The sequence below is a fragment of the Nostoc sp. genome, assembly GCF_036917095.1.
Lineage (GTDB): Bacteria > Cyanobacteriota > Cyanobacteriia > Cyanobacteriales > Nostocaceae > Nostoc.
Genome location: NZ_JBALFH010000056.1, coordinates 20,044 through 37,698, shown reverse-complemented (window position 1 = coordinate 37,698; position 17,655 = coordinate 20,044). Strand labels below are relative to the sequence as shown.

17 protein-coding genes are annotated in these 17,655 nt (G+C 40.7%); 6 read left to right on the top strand and 11 right to left on the bottom strand.

The annotated features are described in order from the left end of the window. Nucleotides 1–246: 246 nt before the first annotated feature. The gene (locus tag V7L01_RS32960; RefSeq protein ID WP_335042518.1) at nt 247–540 is read left to right on the top strand and encodes a DUF2281 domain-containing protein; all 294 of its coding nucleotides are present in this window, start codon (nt 247–249) and stop codon (nt 538–540) included. Nucleotides 541–674: 134 nt separating this feature from the next. Here the strand turns inward: V7L01_RS32960 and V7L01_RS32955 are convergent, their stop codons facing one another. The 5 genes from V7L01_RS32955 to V7L01_RS32935 form a co-directional block, all read right to left on the bottom strand. Next, complete coding sequence (locus V7L01_RS32955) at nt 675–1,670, bottom strand: DUF262 domain-containing protein (protein WP_335042517.1); 996 nt, start codon at nt 1,668–1,670, stop codon at nt 675–677. After that, a complete protein-coding gene (locus tag V7L01_RS32950; RefSeq protein WP_335042516.1) occupies nt 1,654–2,310 on the bottom strand; it encodes a hypothetical protein in 657 nt (218 codons plus the stop codon). Before V7L01_RS32950 ends, V7L01_RS32955 begins: the two co-directional genes overlap by 17 nt. Nucleotides 2,311–3,037: 727 nt before the next feature. Beyond that, a complete protein-coding gene (gene bchB, locus V7L01_RS32945; protein WP_179073504.1) occupies nt 3,038–4,564 on the bottom strand; it encodes a ferredoxin:protochlorophyllide reductase (ATP-dependent) subunit B in 1,527 nt (508 codons plus the stop codon). A 509-nt stretch (nt 4,565–5,073) separates the two neighbouring features. Beyond that, nucleotides 5,074–5,643: a peptidylprolyl isomerase gene (locus V7L01_RS32940; protein ID WP_335042514.1), complete on the bottom strand. Its 570-nt coding sequence runs from the start codon at nt 5,641–5,643 to the stop codon at nt 5,074–5,076. Nucleotides 5,644–5,763: 120 nt separating this feature from the next. Further along, nucleotides 5,764–7,743: a primary-amine oxidase gene (locus tag V7L01_RS32935; RefSeq protein ID WP_335042512.1), complete on the bottom strand. Its 1,980-nt coding sequence runs from the start codon at nt 7,741–7,743 to the stop codon at nt 5,764–5,766. A 191-nt stretch (nt 7,744–7,934) separates the two neighbouring features. On the opposite strand from V7L01_RS32935, the gene V7L01_RS32930 reads away from it, so the two are divergent. Next, nucleotides 7,935–8,435: an NINE protein gene (locus V7L01_RS32930; protein ID WP_335042511.1), complete on the top strand. Its 501-nt coding sequence runs from the start codon at nt 7,935–7,937 to the stop codon at nt 8,433–8,435. Nucleotides 8,436–8,563: 128 nt separating this feature from the next. Here V7L01_RS32930 and V7L01_RS32925 read toward each other — a convergent pair whose 3' ends face one another. From V7L01_RS32925 to rpmI, 4 genes are all read right to left on the bottom strand, one after another. Beyond that, entirely contained in the window at nt 8,564–9,088 is a 525-nt protein-coding gene (locus tag V7L01_RS32925) for a tetratricopeptide repeat protein (RefSeq protein WP_335042510.1), read from the bottom strand. 123 nt (nt 9,089–9,211) lie between these two features. Continuing rightward, the gene (locus V7L01_RS32920; protein ID WP_335042509.1) at nt 9,212–10,027 is read right to left on the bottom strand and encodes a transporter substrate-binding domain-containing protein; all 816 of its coding nucleotides are present in this window, start codon (nt 10,025–10,027) and stop codon (nt 9,212–9,214) included. 12 nt (nt 10,028–10,039) lie between these two features. After that, a complete protein-coding gene (gene rplT / locus V7L01_RS32915) occupies nt 10,040–10,396 on the bottom strand; it encodes a 50S ribosomal protein L20 (protein ID WP_069069781.1) in 357 nt (118 codons plus the stop codon). A gap of 19 nt (nt 10,397–10,415) precedes the next feature. Continuing rightward, the gene (gene rpmI / locus V7L01_RS32910) at nt 10,416–10,613 is read right to left on the bottom strand and encodes a 50S ribosomal protein L35 (protein WP_069069782.1); all 198 of its coding nucleotides are present in this window, start codon (nt 10,611–10,613) and stop codon (nt 10,416–10,418) included. Nucleotides 10,614–10,728: 115 nt separating this feature from the next. Here rpmI and V7L01_RS32905 point away from each other — a divergent pair, with 115 nt between their 5' ends. Next, nucleotides 10,729–11,265: a GrpB family protein gene (locus V7L01_RS32905; protein ID WP_335042508.1), complete on the top strand. Its 537-nt coding sequence runs from the start codon at nt 10,729–10,731 to the stop codon at nt 11,263–11,265. 90 nt (nt 11,266–11,355) lie between these two features. Here V7L01_RS32905 and V7L01_RS32900 read toward each other — a convergent pair whose 3' ends face one another. After that, nucleotides 11,356–12,336 carry an aldo/keto reductase gene (locus tag V7L01_RS32900; RefSeq protein ID WP_335042507.1) on the bottom strand — a complete coding sequence of 327 codons (981 nt, stop codon included), beginning with the start codon at nt 12,334–12,336 and terminating at the stop codon, nt 11,356–11,358. A gap of 44 nt (nt 12,337–12,380) precedes the next feature. Here V7L01_RS32900 and V7L01_RS32895 point away from each other — a divergent pair, with 44 nt between their 5' ends. The 3 genes from V7L01_RS32895 (at nt 12,381) to V7L01_RS32885 (ending at nt 14,325) form a co-directional block, all read left to right on the top strand. After that, nucleotides 12,381–12,605, top strand: a complete 225-nt coding sequence (locus V7L01_RS32895; protein ID WP_335042506.1) for a hypothetical protein — start codon at nt 12,381–12,383, stop codon at nt 12,603–12,605. Nucleotides 12,606–12,651: 46 nt separating this feature from the next. Next, a complete protein-coding gene (locus V7L01_RS32890; RefSeq protein WP_335042505.1) occupies nt 12,652–13,332 on the top strand; it encodes a phosphatase PAP2 family protein in 681 nt (226 codons plus the stop codon). Nucleotides 13,333–13,680: 348 nt separating this feature from the next. Continuing rightward, nucleotides 13,681–14,325, top strand: a complete 645-nt coding sequence (locus V7L01_RS32885; RefSeq protein WP_335042504.1) for a DUF938 domain-containing protein — start codon at nt 13,681–13,683, stop codon at nt 14,323–14,325. 537 nt (nt 14,326–14,862) lie between these two features. On the opposite strand, the gene V7L01_RS32880 is transcribed toward V7L01_RS32885, so the two are convergent. Continuing rightward, complete coding sequence (locus V7L01_RS32880) at nt 14,863–17,538, bottom strand: CHAT domain-containing tetratricopeptide repeat protein (RefSeq protein ID WP_335042503.1); 2,676 nt, start codon at nt 17,536–17,538, stop codon at nt 14,863–14,865. Between the last annotated feature and the right edge of the window lie 117 nt (nt 17,539–17,655).

The window sequence follows — 17,655 nt, the reverse complement described above, 5'->3', positions numbered from 1 at the left end:
TAATTTTTATTTATCAGTAAATTTCTGCGTTAAGGAATGCGATCGCTAGAGGGGTTGCAGCAGCGATTGCTGTAGGGTAACATCTTGTAAAATAAGCTTTGTCAAGAATCGTAGACGTATACTGCCTTTTAGCTATGTGCTATTTCAATAGTGATATCGAGCTTGAAGAAAATCAATTCGGTCATCACTTACGATAAGCCTATTCTGAAAGATAGAGGCTATGAGTTACACTGTTCAATAAAGATAGTGTCTGCAAGCATGGATTCTCTCAAAGAAAAGATTTTAGAGAAACTAGAACGCCTTCCAAAAAATGCACAGCAGGAAGTTCTAGATTTCTTACAGTTTCTAGAGTGGCGAAAAGAGAATCGTCAGGAATCTCAGTTATCTGTAGTCAATGAAGAATCTGATGCAGGATGGCTAGAAAGCGACTTTTCAAATTTGGGTAGCTATGAAGCTTATGATTGGCAACCCGGCGAACTAGATAAGGGTTTGCCTGTCAAGTATGTTCCTGGAATAGGAGTAGTCATTGTTGAGGAATGACTACTCGTTCTTTACAGTTTGGGGATGTTGTAACAGCACGTTTTCCTCAACAAAACCCTCAAGGCCGTGAGCAATAAGGTTATAGACATGCAATTTTTGTTTGGTTTCCAAACTGTTAATTGGAGTATATATTTTTAAGCGAAAATATGCTCATTAAATACCTCTGCTCTTACCACTCTCCCCTTTCTATTAGTAGTTCCTGCGTACATATATGAATAATATTTTCCATACTTGTTATCAGGTTTATTTCTATTCTCTAAGAGTAGTGATTCCAAATTTGTTAGACGTTCAACAACATTGTCTGGTATCTGGTTTATGTGTTTTGCTAATTCGACAACAAGCGTAAAGAAATTAGACTTTCTAAACCAAATTGAATCAGATGGTAAAGCCATATCACTAATGGTAGCAAAAGTCTTTATTAGCATAGCTTTCATGTGATCTTTATTAGGGTATTCATCATTGTATTGAGCGATATAATTTTCAACTTCTTTATCTTGAGGAAAATACCCACCATTTTCGATAGTTGCCATTACTAATAATATAAAGTATAAATCAGCCATTCTGGTGAATTCTGATTCATGAAAAACACCATATTCCTGCAAAGAAATATCTTCTAAAATACTCTTGCCAGTTTTGATAAAATAGCCGCTATATATAGCATTATGTATTTCTATGTCGTCCAGTTTAAACTCTGTCAAATTAATTCTGCGGAATATTTCTCTGATTGTTTCCTCTGAGACTTTGCCTATATCTCTTACAACAATTTGATATGAGAGGAATTCTTCTCTTTTTTCTTCTGTTAAATCTTCAAATTTAGGGATTTTATTTAAGATTTTATCGTTATCATATTGATGATCAATATACCGTTTTATTGTAGTTAGTCTTTGTTGTCCATCAATAACGTGTTGTGTTGTACGCAGCTTTTTCGTATCAATGTCACCTTGGCAAACATAAATCTCAGGGAAAGGATATCCTTTTAAAATAGTATCTATAAATTCCTCTTGGTGATCATGAGTCCACACAAACTTTCGTTGAAAGTCAGGTCTTAATATAAATTTTCCTCCTTCAATATTCTGGTAAATATCAGCAATAGTAGGATTAGTCACTGATGGTTTAATTTGATTTGCCATGTTCTCCACCGATTTCTAAAGATTTTTTCAGATCTATTAACCCACTTACTGTATACATTTCAAAATGTTGATAAGTTTTGAATATACCAGCATTTACTTTATAGTCACCAACTTCTGATTTACCGTAAGAAATAGAGTTAAAAAAATCAAACCATTGATTTTTTAACTCCTTAACCTTAAATGACACTGGAAGTTTGTCAGGTCTTATCCATCCGATTGCTGTGTATTCTAAAAAAGAATGGTACATCTTTAACTCATCGGATGTGACTGTTCTTCTTGCTCTCCTGAGTTCCATCTGATAAATACAAATAATATCAATAATTCTGTCATATAGGTTCTGCGATACTATAGCAACATCAATGTCTGAGTCATAATCAAAATTTTTCCTTTTACGTGGGCTAAATCCCAATTTCGCGGAGCCTGTTATGAAAACTTCATGAAAAGCAATATCAAATTTTTCAGAAATTCTTTTTCTAAATTCGTAGTATTTATCTTCTTGTCCCTCAAAGATATGTGGAGTGCCATGTAAAACTTTTTTCCTGCATAAATCTATTACAGCAGCATCATCTTTAATTTCTTGTAGAGATGATATAAATTCATGTACATTCACAGCTATATTTTTCTCAGTAAGGTCTAGCAATATTTTAGATATTTGGTATATATAATAACGTAAATTATATTAAAAAAAGTAAAACTTAGTAGTGAAGTTTAATATTTATGCTTCACTACTAAGTTATATTAACTAACCCCCTAATCTACGCCCCAACAGCTTCCTTCGTGGCGTACAACACCTCAGCGTTGATTTCTTTGAAACCGCGATCGCAGATAAATTTCTCAGTGCTGCACTAGATTGATATTCTGTTCGTTCTTTACAGTTTGCGGAGGTTGTAACAGCACGTTTTCCTCAACAAAACCCTTTCAATGTAGATTTTCCTCAGTTATTATTCAGGCCTTGTATTCCGTTCTATGCGGCTTAAAAGGTCAATGATTGCTATTAAAGCTGCTGTCAGAATATATATAATAATACAGGGAATAATCGCATAAATTAAAGGTAAGAGAATAAATATATTAGTTCCACCAAAACTTAAAGCTCGACCAAATATTGAAAATATTACAATAAAAAAAATGACTACAATAAAAAAGCCGACATACTGAAGTATCTTGAGTGTAGTAACTAATCTGGTATACAGTCTATTTTCGTTTAATCTGCTGGATAATTGATTGTTACTCATAAATACACGATTTTTTTTATAAATTAGTTTGTGCAAGAAAATTTATTTCATAATAAGCAGAAGAGTGTTCTTTCAAAGAAACACTCTTCTATGGAATTCTAGCTATCAGTTTTATAGCTGATAACTAAATTATCATTAAGCCCCGACGGCTTCCTTCGCGGCATATAATACCTCAGCGTTGATTTCTTTGAAACCGCGATCGCGGGCAAATTTCTCAGTATTACGCTTCACTTTGCCGCGCACAAATCCAGGAATCTTATTCAATTCTGCTTGACCATCTTTTGTCCAATTCAAATCAGAATCAGCAGAAATTCCTCTAGTAATAACTTCTTTGGTATCATGACCACCGAAGATTTCTAATAGGTGATCTTCCATTCCCAAAGTGAAGGAATTGTAGATCAAATCTGTAATCTGATTCGTGCCTTCGTAACCCATAAATGGTTTGTAACCAATGGGGAAGTTTTGGACGTGGATTGGTGCAGCAATTACGCCGCAAGGAATATCCAAACGCTTACCAACGTGGCGTTCCATTTGCGTGCCGAAAATGGCAGAGGGTTCGACACGAGCGATCGCATCCCCAATTTCACCATGATCTTCGGAAATTAGCACTTCATCGCAATACTCGCTAACCTGTTCGCGGAACCAGTCTGCATCATATTTACAATAGGTTCCAGCCCAAACAACATGAATTCCCATTTCTCGCGCCAGAATCTTGGTAATGGCGGCGGCGTGAGTGTTATCACCAAAGACTACAGCTTTTTTGCCAGTCAAGTTTTGACAGTCAATTGAACGGGAGAACCAAGCAGCCTGAGATACATGCAAGGTTTGCTCATTGATGAAGTTTTCATAGTCAACTTCTGCGCCTTGAGCGTTAATTACCTGCTGAATCTTGCGAATACAACGGGCAGTTTCCACTACACCCATTGGAGTAATGTCTATATAAGGTGTGCCAAATTGTTCTTCCAGGTAACGCGCTGTGGTTAAACCAAGTTCACGGTAAGGCACCAGGTTAAACCAGGCTTGGGACATCTTTTTCAAGTCATTCACCGAAGCACCTTCAGGAATTAAGGTATTTACCTCAATTCCCAAATCAGCCATCAGCCGTTTTAGTTCGGTGCAGTCGTGATTGTTGTGAAAACCAAGGGTGGTAGTACCGATGATGTTCACCGAGGGCTTCGCAGTTTTACCCTCTGCTAATTCGCCCCGCTTCCGGGCTTTTTCAATGTAGTATTGGACGATTTGATCCAAAGTGCGATCGGCGGCTTGCAGTTCGTTATAGCGGTAGTGGTTCACATCCGCCAGCATTACGTCTCCTTTTGCTTCCAACTGCGCCCGTTCGACAAAGTTGTGCAAATCCTCTTGCAAGATGCTGGAGGTGCAGGTGGGAGTTAACACAATCAAATCTGGGTGTTCCTCGGCATCCTTGCGGACGATGTTATCTACTACCTTCTCTTGGGAGCCGCGTGCCAAAACGTTGCGATCGACAACACTGGTTGTTACCGGAGTGAAATCCCTCTCCCGCGATAGCATGGAGCGCATGACGTTAAAGTAGTCATCGCCAATGGGGGCGTGCATGATCGCATGGACATTTTTAAAAGAGCTAGCGATTCGCAGAGTGCCGATGTGGGCTGGGCCTGCATACATCCAGTAAGCCAATTTCATGTTTGTGTTCTCCCTTTTCAATAGAAATAACACGGAGTCCGATAAGAGTGGACTATAAGTGCTTGATTATTATTAAATCGTTTCTGATTGTCTCAAAAGTTGTATCCCTGATGAAGTGAAGACTTGTAAGGATTTTAGCTGCACTGTGTAGGTTTAGGCATCGCTCAAACCTTGTTCCTCATTGGAATCTAGCTTCTGAATTTAACAATATTACTGTTGCTTTTTTAAAATAAATCTTAATTTTTCGGCAAATTTGCTTTCAATTTGGAGCGGCGTATTATACCAATTCTGGATGAAAATGCGCTAAATCATATTTAAGTACAAGAAAGAAGAACGAACTGCAATCGCGCAGCGTCTTGCAGAGAAGAAAGAAAGAAATTAAAAAAGATTAAGTCATGTAAAAAATCTTGAGATTAGTTTGTAGTGAGGACTTTAGTCCTTATAAGAGGACTAAAGTCCTCACTACAAACGACTTTTGACTTCCGCCTTGTGTACTAGAGAGGTGTTAGTTACTGCCGAAAAATTTCTACTTTTTCTAACACTACGTCTTGATTTGGACGATCTCTAGTTGTAGGCACATTGGCGATGCGGTTGACTATATCCATACCTTCGACAACTTTACCAAAAACACTGTGTTTGCGGTCAAGATGAGGCGTTGGCCCTTCTGTAATGAACCATTGCGAACCATTAGTACCGCGTCCTGCATTTGCCATTGAGAGGATACCCGCACTAGAGTGTTTCAATTCAGGATGAAATTCATCTTCAAATTGATATCCCGGGCCACCAGTACCCCAACGGTTGGCCATATCTGGATAACGAGCCAGGGGATCGCCACACTGAATCATAAAATCAGGGATGACTCGGTGAAAGCGAATCCCATCGTATGCAGGAGTCCCTTTCTGAGATTGACTTGTCTTAGGGTCTTTCCAGTCGATTGTGCCAGTTGCTAAACCTACAAAATTTTTGACGGTGTTGGGGGTTTTGTCTTCCTCCAAACGAACTATAATTTGACCCAAGGAAGTAATTAAACGAGCGTGCAGTGTGCCATCACCGGGAATATTAATTTCTGGAAAATCCATGAGGTAACCTATGAATGAAAACTGCTAGTATTTGACCTACGATAAGCTTATCAGCATTCAAGTTGCAGGTTTACAGATTGCGAAAAAACTGAACCAAGGAAACTTTAGAAAACGAATATTTTACTCCGGTAAATTAATCGCTGGATTACGGCTAAAGAATCCTCTAGGGACTAGCTTAAAGCCAACTCGGTGAACAGGCATCACAGGCCAATCTTCCGATCGCGGAATATGAGTTACGCCCATTGTGTACCACAGCACAATATCTTCACCCATCAAGGATTCATCGTCTGCAATATATTTTGGTAAACCCTGTCCTGGTTGAGTTTGGTTGGGATAATCGCCGCCAGCATAGAGTTCAGCAGATTTATATTTTGTTACCCAGACGTGGTGAGTCGCAAATTCTGCCTTTTGACGGATGTTTGAGCCTTCCACAGGGAAAAATATGGAATTTCCACCAGGCATCAGCATATATCCAGGTGCAGCCCCTAGCGGATTTTTCTTATCTGCACTAACAATCATCCATTCCCGACTGCTTTTCATATCCAAATCGCGGACAGCAGCCGTTTCTTTTGTGAGTGGGGTTTCTGTAATTGCGATCGCATTTCCTAAAGGATTTTTCTCATCCATCGGCAAAGCTTTCACATTCATTTCCATCACAGAATTAGCCTGTCCATCAACATCTAAATCTAGGCGGTAGTTGAAAAAGTGCTGGTGATTTACTCCAAAGATATTCTTAGCAATTAACTGACCATAGGAATCATCCTCAGATTGCTTTTGGGCAGCCGTTCCCTGCGCCAGTACGATCCCTGTTAATTCATTTTGGACTTCCAAAGTCCCATCCTGGTGAAAGATCCAATTGATGCTGTAATCATAGTTATCAATCGTCACTGTCATCGTCATCACTAATTCTCGACTGCGACGGACATCATTACGCTGAGTATTATACTCATAGTGCTTCCAAAGCATTCCGTTATCGCGCTCGTAGATACCGATAACCCCTGGCATTTTATAAGGTTCTCCCTGCTCATTAGCAAAGACAGCATTTAACAAAAGGCCATTTTCGGGAATTTCCTTACCTAACTCCATCGTATTTGCGAACAAACCAAAGTTGTATTCTCCAACATCAAAGGCATTTCTAAACGACCAAGTAGGCTCAGGATCGCCATAAGGTACTATCATCTCTGATAGGCTAGCGCGGTATAAAACTGGTCTGACATTTTCCCCGTCGTTGTGTGTAACTTGGTACAACACCAATCCATTACGAGGATGGATTAAATAGCGAAACTTCCAACCTTGCCAGCTAATTTCATTACTGTCGATCTGGAAACTTGCACCATTTGGTTGCAGAATCTTCAATGCTTTAGGCGCTGAAAGTAATTTGCCTAAAGACTTGACATCGTAGTTCCAGCTTTCTTGAGAGAAAGGTACGTTGCCTTTGTCAACTAAACTGGCCATTTTACCCGTGTTCAAATTGACTGTTGCTAAGACTCCTTCAATGGGACTACCGTAATAGTTCCAGCCTTTGCCTTTGTAGTAAGATAAACCTCGACAAAGACGATTACCTGTTGCTTCTTCTTGTTTACTCAGGATTCCTGGTGCCCACCAACTGATTTTGACTTGCTCAAAATCCGTAATTCCCCGCCTTTGCATCGCTTTTTGCCATCGGGGATCGGCTTTAACTACCTGAGTTGCCAGTTCATATTCTGGATTGACGAGCGCAGGTTGAACAGAGGATATTTCTTTCCAGGAACTTAAAGTTTTGCTTGTTAGGTTAACGATACCCTCATAGGTTTTATTGAGCGATCGCTCATAGATTACCAAAAAAACTTTTCGCTGGAAAGCTTTGCCAGGTGTAAATTTCAGAACTTCTTCTTTATCTGGTTCTTGTAAAGCGATCAGTGGAAAAACTGCCATTTCGCTCAAACTTTTCTCTCTTTTGATCGCTGAAACGGCTGTACTAATTTCTGCCTCTGTTAGCGAAGTGAGAGGATGAGAAATCGAAGGCTGTTGAGCCGTCAATCTTCCCATGAGTCCCAGTGAGATAGAAATGACGACAGTGATAGTAATAGCTATCCAAAAAAAACGTAGCCGCTTAATCATGTTTTACATTCTTTCAACAAACCCATAGTTATTTATTTCTAAGCAATAGCTCAGAAACCGATAGATTAAGAAATTAATTTGCTAACAGTATCCTCAATTATAAAATCCATCAATCTAATCAATTGTTAGCTTTACATTCAAACCTGGGAACAATGTATACAGGCATTCATGAGAAATTGGAGTACACTGTCATGCAGCAAGCAAATTCAGGTGTCGCATACATTCTTTGGTGTTTGTGCTTCTTTGGTATCTGTGGTGGCCAAAGATTCTACACCGGACAGATTGGTACTGGTTTGATATATTTCTTCACAATTGGTTTTTTTGGTATTGGTCAACTAATCGATTTGGCTCTCATTCCTGGTATGGTTGACAAGCGAAATATTTATTTGCGTGGGTTAGGTAATGGAACCCCTAGTGTTAATCAATCAATTACGTTGAACATTGGTGACATTCCCCAACTTCAACAGTTACAAGCGATACAGCCACCAATATCTACAGGTAGTCCAATGCAGAAGCTGCTCAAAGCTGCAAAGGAACATAATGGGCAACTTTCCATCGCTCAAGCGGCTATGTATACTGAACTAGAATCAGAGCATCTGAAAGAGTTGCTTCAAGAAGCAACGAAGATAGGGTACGCTGAGGTCAACAACGATCCAAATACTGGAGCTATCCGTTATCACTTTGATGTGTAAGATTTAAAAGTAAATATTCATATATTTTCATATTTAAGATTTACGCATCAAGTACGAAATCTAGGGGCAATTGATGAATTGCCCCTACGGTAAATCAAGGCTATAATCCTCTGTTTAGAACCGATCAATTACGCAGAAACCAAACGACGTAAAGATTCAGCACGGCGTTTAGCAATAGGGTTATTTGGAGCCAATTTTAGTGCATCTTCGTAAGCTTGTAACGCCTGAGTAGTTAACTTTTTTTTCTCGTAAGCGTGACCGAGATTATTCAACCCTGTTACGTAGTCTGGTTTAGATTTTAGGGCTTCTTTATACTGACGAATTGCTAGGTCATATTGCTCTTGGGTAAAATAAATATAACCCAGCCCGTTGTAAATGGGGGCGATATTTTCTTCTTCCTCTTCTTCGGCAGCCTTCAAAGCTTTTTGAAACAGCACGATCGCTTGGGAATACATTTTTTTGTCTGAATAAATACTGGCTAACTCATAATATTCTTGAGTCGTACCCTTTTCTTTCTCTAACTTCTTTCGCAATCGTCCAAAGGAGCCTTCAATCTTGCGAGTTTTGAAAATCTGGCGAAAAACACTCACGGCTGCAAGTGTCAGTATACTCACAAAAATTGAGAGATAAACTACGGCTAGACTGTTATCCATTGCTGCAAATACAAATATTATAAAGTTGCTTTTGTATCTATATATCAGCCTATTATTATTTGTCCTTTGTCCTTTGTTCTTGGTTATTCACTAATGACAAATGACTAATGACTAATGACAAAATTACGGTAAGCCCCAATATTGAACGCGTTGCTGGAGCCAACCTTCTGCTATGTAACGAGCGATCGCTTCATTCACATTCCGTCTTAACTTATCGTACTGCAATCCCTTGGGCATGACTACAGACAAGGGTTCTGTTGATAGCTTAATTGGCAGTAGCCGATATTGGGGATATTGTTGCACCCAACCGCTCAGAACGCTAGCATCTGCGGCAAAGGCAAAGGCTGCATTATTTTCTATTTTATCTCGCGCTTCGTCATAAGAATTCACTCCTACCAACTCGGCGTTTGATACAAAGTAACGCACTTTAGCGATGGTGCTGGAGTTGTTGAGTACAGCAATTTTTTGTTTTGCCAAATCGCTCAATTTCTGTACAGAGGCATCTTTTGTAACTAATACAGTGCTATCCAAATAGTAGGGAACACTGAAACTAACTATACGGCTGCGAGATTCAGTTGCTGTTACCCTAGCGATCGCAAAATCAACTTTCTTGTCTAAGACTACAGACAAGCGATCGCGATTCGCTACAGGTTTCAATTTTACAGCCTCGGCTTTCCCAACTAAGTCAAGTGCCAAGCGTTGTGCCAAGTCAATTTCTAAGCCTTGCAAATTACCTTTGGCATCTTTAAATCCCAAAGGACGCAAGTTATCTTTAACGGCAACATTTAAAAAGCCCCGTTGCTGAATTTCTGGCATTTCGGCAGCAGATGCAGTTAATCCCGTCCCCACTATGGAGAAGCAAAAAATCCACAAAATAGTGGCGGATAATACCAGATGTAACCGAGTAATTACTTGCAATCTGTTACATCTGTTATACATCCCTTGCCACCTTTATCCTTTAGCTTGATTTGCCAATTCAGCAACTTTGCCGAAGCTAGCTGGATCGAGGACTGCTAATTGTGCCAACATCTTCCGATTTAGTTGGATATCAGCTTTTTTCAAGTTACCGATCAACTGGCTGTAGCTCAAGCCGTGTTGCCTTGAAGCAGCGTTGATGCGAGTAATCCACAGGCGACGAAAATCGCGCTTTTTCTTTTTGCGATCGCGGTAGGCACTCCGTAGCGCCTTCATCACTTGTTGGTTAGCAGTTCTAAACAGAGTTGAGTGGGAACCGCGAAAACCTTTAGCTAGTTTGAGAATTTTATTGCGGCGTTTCCGAGCTACATTACCGCGTTTTACCCGAGTCATAACTTATTTCCTAAAATACTTACAAATATGGGAGCATCAAGCGCACGTTAAGTTCATCGCGTTCATGTACAAGCGCACTTTGGCGCATACCACGCTTTTTATCAGAAGATTTGTGCTCTAAAAGGTGGCTTTTGAACGCTTTACGACGGACGATTTTGCCGGTGCCGGTGGCACGGAATCGCTTTGCCGCAGCTTTACGAGTCTTTAGTTTAGGCATGATCTAGATTTGATTCGACACGATCCACTATTATATACTATAAAAATTGCTCGAATGGCAATTAAATAAAGGATTTAACCAACCGCGATCGCTGTAGACAAAATTAATTTCACCTATGGATGAGGTCAATATAGTCGAATATGACCCACATTGGCAGATTTTGTTTGCACAAGAAGCCGAGCGTATTTGGCAGGCACTAGGCAATAACTTAGTTGTGGAAATTGAACATATTGGTAGTACCTCAGTACCAAAAATGGCAGCCAAACCAGTTGTTGACATCATGGTAGGAGTAGGTTCCTTAGTAGATGCGAAATCTGCTGTTCCGATATTAGAATCGTTGGGATACATTTATTGGCGTGAAAACCCAGATCCTGGACGGATGTTTTTTGTTAAAGGAATGCCACCATACGGAAAGCAACGTACTCATCATGTTCACATAGTCGGGGTTGACAGCGAATTTTGGGAGGAGCACAAGCTATTTTGCGACTATCTGAGAAGGCATCCTGAAGAGGCGAAACGATATGAAGCTTTGAAGCGCGATTTGGCGGCAACTTTTCGGAGCGATCGCGAGGCTTATACCAATGGTAAAAATGACTATATCCGGGCTGTGATGTCAAAAGCCCGGTGTGAAGAGATGGCGAAAAAAGAGTGAGTGGGTTCAATCACTACGCGTAGAATTTTGCCAAACTGTTCAACCAAGAGGCAGGGGGCAGGGGGAAGGGGGAAATGACCTTAGAATAACTTAACGGTTAACTGTACTCATATCAGGGTAGCGATCGCCTGCGCTTACGCCCTTTGGTGCAACTGCTTCAATTCGAGCGAGTTCATTTGGAGTTAGGGTGATTTCAGTAGCTGCAATGTTTTCTTCCAAATAGGTGCGCCGTTTTGTACCAGGAATTGGGACAATATCTTCGCCTTGGGCTAGCAACCAGGCGAGAGCAAGTTGGCTGGGTGTGACTCCTTTTTGGTCAGCAATTTCCTTGACTTTTTCAACGAGTTGCAGGTTCTTATAAAAATTCTCGCCTTGAAAGCGGGGAGAATTTCTGCGATAGTCATCAGATGCCAGTTGCTCAGGACTTGTGATTGCACCCGATAGAAAACCACGTCCAAGTGGACTGTAAGCAACAAAGCTAATTCCTAACTCACGAATAGTTGGTAAAATTTCGTCCTCTGGGTCGCGACTCCACAAAGAATACTCTGTTTGGAGTGCGGTAATCGGATGAGTAGCTTGTGCTCGTCGAATTGTAGCAGGGGCAGCTTCCGAAAGTCCTAAATAACGCACTTTGCCAAGCTTGACTAACTCAGCCATTGCTCCTACGGTGTCTTCTATTGGGACATTAGGATCGACCCGATGTTGATAATAGAGGTCAATTGTCTCAACTCCCAAGCGTTTAAGCGAAGCATCACAAGCTTGATGGACATATTCTGGTTTGCCACTAACGCCTTTCCAACCGCCGTCTTCAGTGCGGACATTACCAAACTTGGTTGCTAGTACAACTTTGTCTCGACGATCTTTAATAGCTTTACCTACTAGTTGCTCGTTGGTAAACGGGCCATACATATCAGCAGTGTCGAGGAAATTTACCCCAAGTTCTAATGCACGATGAATAGTTGCGATCGCTTCTTGTTCGTCACGACCACTATAAAATTCAGACATTCCCATGCAACCAAGTCCTATATTTGAAACTTCTAATCCTTGCTTGCCTAACTTTACAGTTTTCATTTAACAGTCTCCTTATCAGTAATTAGTCAGAGAAAAACAAACCTTTGAGCATTATCCCTCTTCCTCTGGCTAAGTCATCTATTATTAGAAGTACTTCATCGGCACAATTGGTAGTCGATCGAGCTAGTGGCAAAAATCTTTGTATAACTTATGGCGTTGGTCGCATTCATTGCGAATTTTACCCAAATTATCGAAAGTTATGCTTAATTCGTGGGATGCTCGATCGAGGGAGTAGGTTAAGCGATCGCCATCTGCATCACTCGCAATGATATCTTTTGATAAGTATTGTTGGCACAGCGATCGCTAATAGATTACATGATCCGACAAATTTATAATTTCTGGTTGCGCCATATACATCCTCGTTTGGCTCCCCTAATTGCCACAATTGGTATTGTTGGACTTGCTAGTTGTCTGCTGATACTTTTTGTTTTAGCAGAACTGGCTGAAGAGGTTTTGGAGCGAGAAGCTTTTGAATTTGATACTCATTTTTTGTTATGGCTACATCAGTTCGCCAATCCAAGTTTAGATAATTTAATGCTATTTATTACAAATCTTGGTAATCCTAGGACAGTGGTTATAGTTGCAGGCGCTACTGTCTTGTTACTTTGGTGGCGACGTTACCAAGAAGAAGCGAAAGTTTTTGTACTTGCTTGCTTGGGAGGATTAATTTTAAATACAGGGCTAAAGTTGTTTTTTTCTAAACCTCGCCCTGAACTGTGGCATCGCTTGATTTCTGAAACATCTTTTAGTTTTCCTAGCGGTCATGCACTAGGTTCTATGGTGCTTTATGGTTTTATTGCTTACGAGTTGGCAATTCACTATCCTCATTTTGCCAAATTTATTTACAGTTTCACCGTTATTTTAATTGCTGCTATTGGTATCAGTCGCTTATATTTAGGAGTCCATTGGCCCACAGACATAATTGCAGGTTATGGAGTTGGTTTTTTGTGGCTGATGATATGTATTACAATGCTTAAATTGCAAAAATTGAGGTAGGGAAAGTTAGTTGATTAAATCCTATTAACCTCTAATGCCATAACTCTCAATACGGTTCGTTCGGTTAAGGTTTTTTGATGACACGCCGCTAATCGCAAAGACGCGATAAATCGCCGTCTTTACAAAGGACTGATTATTGTAGAGACGGCGATTTATCGCGTCTCTTGCCTTAACCGAACCGTATTGCCATAACTCTAACTTACAAGCTGTGGCTCTAAGTAAGTCCAGAACGAGAACATTCTATATTTTTTTCATAACCTACTTTTTTGTTCGCATTGAAAGAGACAGGAATGCTTACCTTACAATAGCGAATAGGATGAAAATTAAGTAGGTTTAAAAACGATACGGATGACACCACAAGACGCACGCCAATACGCACCAGCAACTGAGCGCAACCGCGAAGCAATTCTAGAAATTCTTTTGCAGGTATTGCCGGAGAGTGGCACTATTTTAGAAATAGCAAGTGGTACTGGTGAACACGCAGTCTTTTTTGCGTCCAGGCTTAAGGAGTATCTGTGGCTACCAACAGAAGCGAATTTACAATTACGAGCCAGCATTGTTGCATGGACTGAACATAATGTATGTGATAACGTTTATCCACCGCTTGAGCTAGATGTTAGAGAATCAGTTTGGCCAGTGGAGAAAGGGGCAGTGCCTCAGTCGCTTAATACAAAGCCAATTGCCGCCATCGTCAACATTAATATGATTCACATTTCACCGTGGTCAGCCTGTCTAGGACTAATGGCAGGCGCAGGTCGGATATTACCAGCTGGAGGTATCCTCTATTTATATGGGCCTTTTAAACAAGCTGGAGAACATACAGCAGCAAGTAATGCAGCTTTTGATGAATATTTACGCGCTCAAAACCGAGAATGGGGTGTGCGTAACTTGGATGATGTTGTAGCAGTAGCTAGCGCACAAAATCTCATCTTAAAACAGACTTCTCAAATGCCAGCTAATAATCTTTCTGTAGTGTTTCAACGTTCTGCTTAGAAAGCAATACGCTTGGGTTAAGGCTAAAACTTTTTGTCAAAGTTATTTTTTAACGAACCGCAAAGGACGCGTTCGCGTAGCGTCTCGAAGAGAAGGACGCAAAGGAAGAGAAAAAAGAGAAGGAAGAAATGCTTAACTGAACTGTATTGGCTTAGAAAGGAATATTTCCTAGAAATGTCGGTTAGCTAACTCGAAGCGTTGACAAAAAATAATCCGAGAAACCGACAAGCTCAGTCTCTTCAGACCTGAGTAGAGGCGAATGGCAGTTAAGCGATCGCGTTCAATTTTATCTCGATCGTAAGCCAGTGCATTAACAAGGGAAATGAAAGCATCCTCTACAGGGCTATTTCATTCTCATCTAGCCCACCTCAGAATTTATTCTGAGGTAATAGCACTCATTCGTCTAAAGACGACTAGAAAGGCTTTTAGTCCACTAAGCGTGGACTTGGGCTATGAGCCGCGGAACTTTAGTTCTGGGCGGTTTATGTCTAGAACGAAATAGCCCTGGCATCCTCTATCGACTTTCGAGAAAAATAATCAAGGTTCACCAATCAATATAAAAGCTGCCCAATCTAATGGGTAAGGATATTGTTTCATTGTGGTCAACATGGCTTGACGCAATGCTGCTGCTTTATCATTCTGATGTTGGATATTGCGATAAAACTCGGTCATCAGTAAAGCAGTCGGTTCATCGGGTAGTGCCCATAAAGAGACTACTACGCTGGGAACTCGCGCAGCAACTAACGCACGAGATAACCCTACTACTCCATCTCCAGTAATCTTACCTCGCCCGGTGTTGCAAGCGCTGAGAACGACTAACTCAGCGTTTAATTTCAGGTCAATAATTTCACTGGCGGTAAGGATACCATTTTCTTCTGTTGAGGTTTGCCCTTGGACTGTATCGGGAGCCAGAGCGATCGCTCCTGGGACTCCTAAGCCGCGAAAGTCGCTCAACAATCCGTGGGTAGCTAGATGAACTAGAGTTGAATTGCTCATCTGTTTAATCACCTTAGATTTATTGGCATTTGCACCAATTAGTGCTTTTGTCTGGAAGAGTTGAGCGATCGCGTTGGCTTCTTGTTCAGAACCGGGGAGAGGGGCCAATTCTTCGGGTGGTTCGCCTAGTTCAGTGACAATTTTCGGCATGGTTGGATTGCCGACAATTAAGTTTGAGCCAGAATTCTTACTTGCTTTTGGCTTTTCTCGTAGTTGATGTGTGATATCTAAAACTTGAATAGAAGGTGAAATCGAGATGGTATGCTGTTCAATTAATAATTTACCCGTGGCATCTTGAAGGGTGGCAAAAGGAACCAGAAAAAGCGATCGCTGAGGGATAAATATTACATGGGCATTTGCATCTTGAGGAAGAAGATCGTTAATAGGTTGAATCAATAATTGATGGAGTTGATGTAAGGGGTTTTTATCAATTACAGAAGATGTGTTGCTACTTCTCCCCAAACTAGGATTTCTCATATTGAGCAACTCACGAGTTTTAGAAACTAAATCTGTTAGCCCTTTTTGATAACAGAATTGAGGATTTTGACACTGCCAAAGAGGTTTTAAGTCAACTCGACGGAGAGTAATATTGCCTGTAGGTTGAACAACCCAGATTAAAAGTTCAGATTCGTGAGTTTCTAGCTTTCCCTCAACTAGGAAATTTCCAGGCACGATGGAATACTCTACCAAAGTTGCACGATGATTTTGAGCAACTTTTTTAATCTCTGCAATCGTCGGTGAGGCAATGGTTGCAGTCGGCGCTTGTTTCTGCATGGGAACAGTAGTAAGGCGACGAGAGAGTAGTTCGGCAAGGGCACGGGCACGCCCCCGCTCAGATATTTTTAGGGCGGCTTCGGGTTGGTTTTGGGCAACTAATACCGCTTGCAGATTGCTATAAGGTGCATTTTGGGTTTCAAAGATCGAGATTTTAAAGCTATCATTGCTGCCTAATCTGGCTCGCAAGGACTCCCAAATTTCAATTGCTTCTTCGAGGGTTTTGGCTGCTCCTGCTAGGTTTCCTGATTGGAGACGTACTGCTGCGGCGTTAATTTTCGCAATGCCTTGTTCTCGATGGTTATTGCGTGAGGAAGCGTACTGGAAATATTTCCCGTAGGACTCTAGGGCTTTGTCGAAATTGCCCATTTGAAAGTAGACGAGTCCTTGATTACCAGCAATGCGATACAGAATATCGGCGTCGTGTAGCCTTTCCCAAGAAATTTTCCAGCCTTGCTCGTAAAGTGCGATCGCTTTGTTAAAGTCTCCCTGAAAATAAGCTACCCCTCCTAGATTTGCTAGGGCTTCTGCTTCAGAACGTAAGTCTTTAAGTTGACGAGCGATCGCTAAACGTTGCTGGTGATAATCGCTAGCTTGTGTATAGTTGCCTTGATTTTGGTAAATAATGCCCAAGTTCCCCAAAACAAACGATTCTAGCGATTGCTGCTTGATTTGTTGAGCGAGGGTTAATGCTTGCTGTTGATAGCCAATCGCTTTTTTTGCATCTCCCAAAGCCTGATAGACAATCCCCAAGTCGCTCAAAGCTTTTGCTTCTCCTGCTTTGTCTTTAATTTTTTGAGATAAAGCCAGATGTTTTTGGTGAAATGCGATCGCTTTTACATACAAATCTGCCCCATAATAAGCATTGCCTAAATTACCTAATGCTTGGGCTTCTTGAGATTGGGCTGTGTTGGTATTTTGTTTGCGATTATGAATTAACTGCCAATAATCATTTAAATAATCTATTGCCTCAGCATAATAATTTCCTTGTTGGACATGAGCAAGACCCAAATTTCCTAAAAGGATTGTTTCTAATTCTAAGTATGCGTTCTGTTTACTAATTTCCAGCCCTTCTTTATAGTAATTAATTGCTTTTTCATAGTCGCCTTGAAGATGAGAAGATAATCCTAATGTTGCTAAAACTTTAGCTATTTTGGATGGATCTTGACTAGTGCGTGCCACATCTAAATCAGACTCAGAGATAGACTCATTTGAAAAACCATCAAGGGAAAAGTACGCAATTCCAGTATTGCTAACTCTTTCCCCTTCCCATTGCAGATGCTGAAGAGGTTGATAGAGGGTGAGTATTTGGGCTTGTTGAGCAGTATGTGGAGTAGAGTCGTTTTTTGCTAGTTCTCCCAGCTTTTCATGTTTATTAGGTGTAGCTTTATCTGAAGATTTGGCAGTAATAATTTGCTGCCAGATTAAAGTTAACAGAGTCAAGGAAAGGGGAAGAAAAAGAGTAAAACAAATTTTTTTAAGAAACATTTGCATTAAAGTACGCAGGCGAATTTGGGTTGTGTAATTGTGGTAATCAGAGCGTCAAGGCTTTCATTGCGA

Coding starts and splice junctions, on each gene's coding strand:
- V7L01_RS32940 (WP_335042514.1), bottom strand. CDS start 5,643: ATGGATTTTCCAGAAATTAATATTCCCGGTGATGGCACACTGCACGCT.
- rplT (WP_069069781.1), bottom strand. CDS start 10,396: ATGACTCGGGTAAAACGCGGTAATGTAGCTCGGAAACGCCGCAATAAA.
- V7L01_RS32935 (WP_335042512.1), bottom strand. CDS start 7,743: ATGATTAAGCGGCTACGTTTTTTTTGGATAGCTATTACTATCACTGTC.
- V7L01_RS32885 (WP_335042504.1), top strand. CDS start 13,681: ATGACACCACAAGACGCACGCCAATACGCACCAGCAACTGAGCGCAAC.
- V7L01_RS32920 (WP_335042509.1), bottom strand. CDS start 10,027: ATGTATAACAGATGTAACAGATTGCAAGTAATTACTCGGTTACATCTG.
- V7L01_RS32900 (WP_335042507.1), bottom strand. CDS start 12,336: ATGAAAACTGTAAAGTTAGGCAAGCAAGGATTAGAAGTTTCAAATATA.
- rpmI (WP_069069782.1), bottom strand. CDS start 10,613: ATGCCTAAACTAAAGACTCGTAAAGCTGCGGCAAAGCGATTCCGTGCC.
- bchB (WP_179073504.1), bottom strand. CDS start 4,564: ATGAAATTGGCTTACTGGATGTATGCAGGCCCAGCCCACATCGGCACT.
- V7L01_RS32925 (WP_335042510.1), bottom strand. CDS start 9,088: ATGGATAACAGTCTAGCCGTAGTTTATCTCTCAATTTTTGTGAGTATA.
- V7L01_RS32955 (WP_335042517.1), bottom strand. CDS start 1,670: ATGGCAAATCAAATTAAACCATCAGTGACTAATCCTACTATTGCTGAT.
- V7L01_RS32930 (WP_335042511.1), top strand. CDS start 7,935: ATGCAGCAAGCAAATTCAGGTGTCGCATACATTCTTTGGTGTTTGTGC.
- V7L01_RS32890 (WP_335042505.1), top strand. CDS start 12,652: ATGATCCGACAAATTTATAATTTCTGGTTGCGCCATATACATCCTCGT.
- V7L01_RS32905 (WP_335042508.1), top strand. CDS start 10,729: ATGGATGAGGTCAATATAGTCGAATATGACCCACATTGGCAGATTTTG.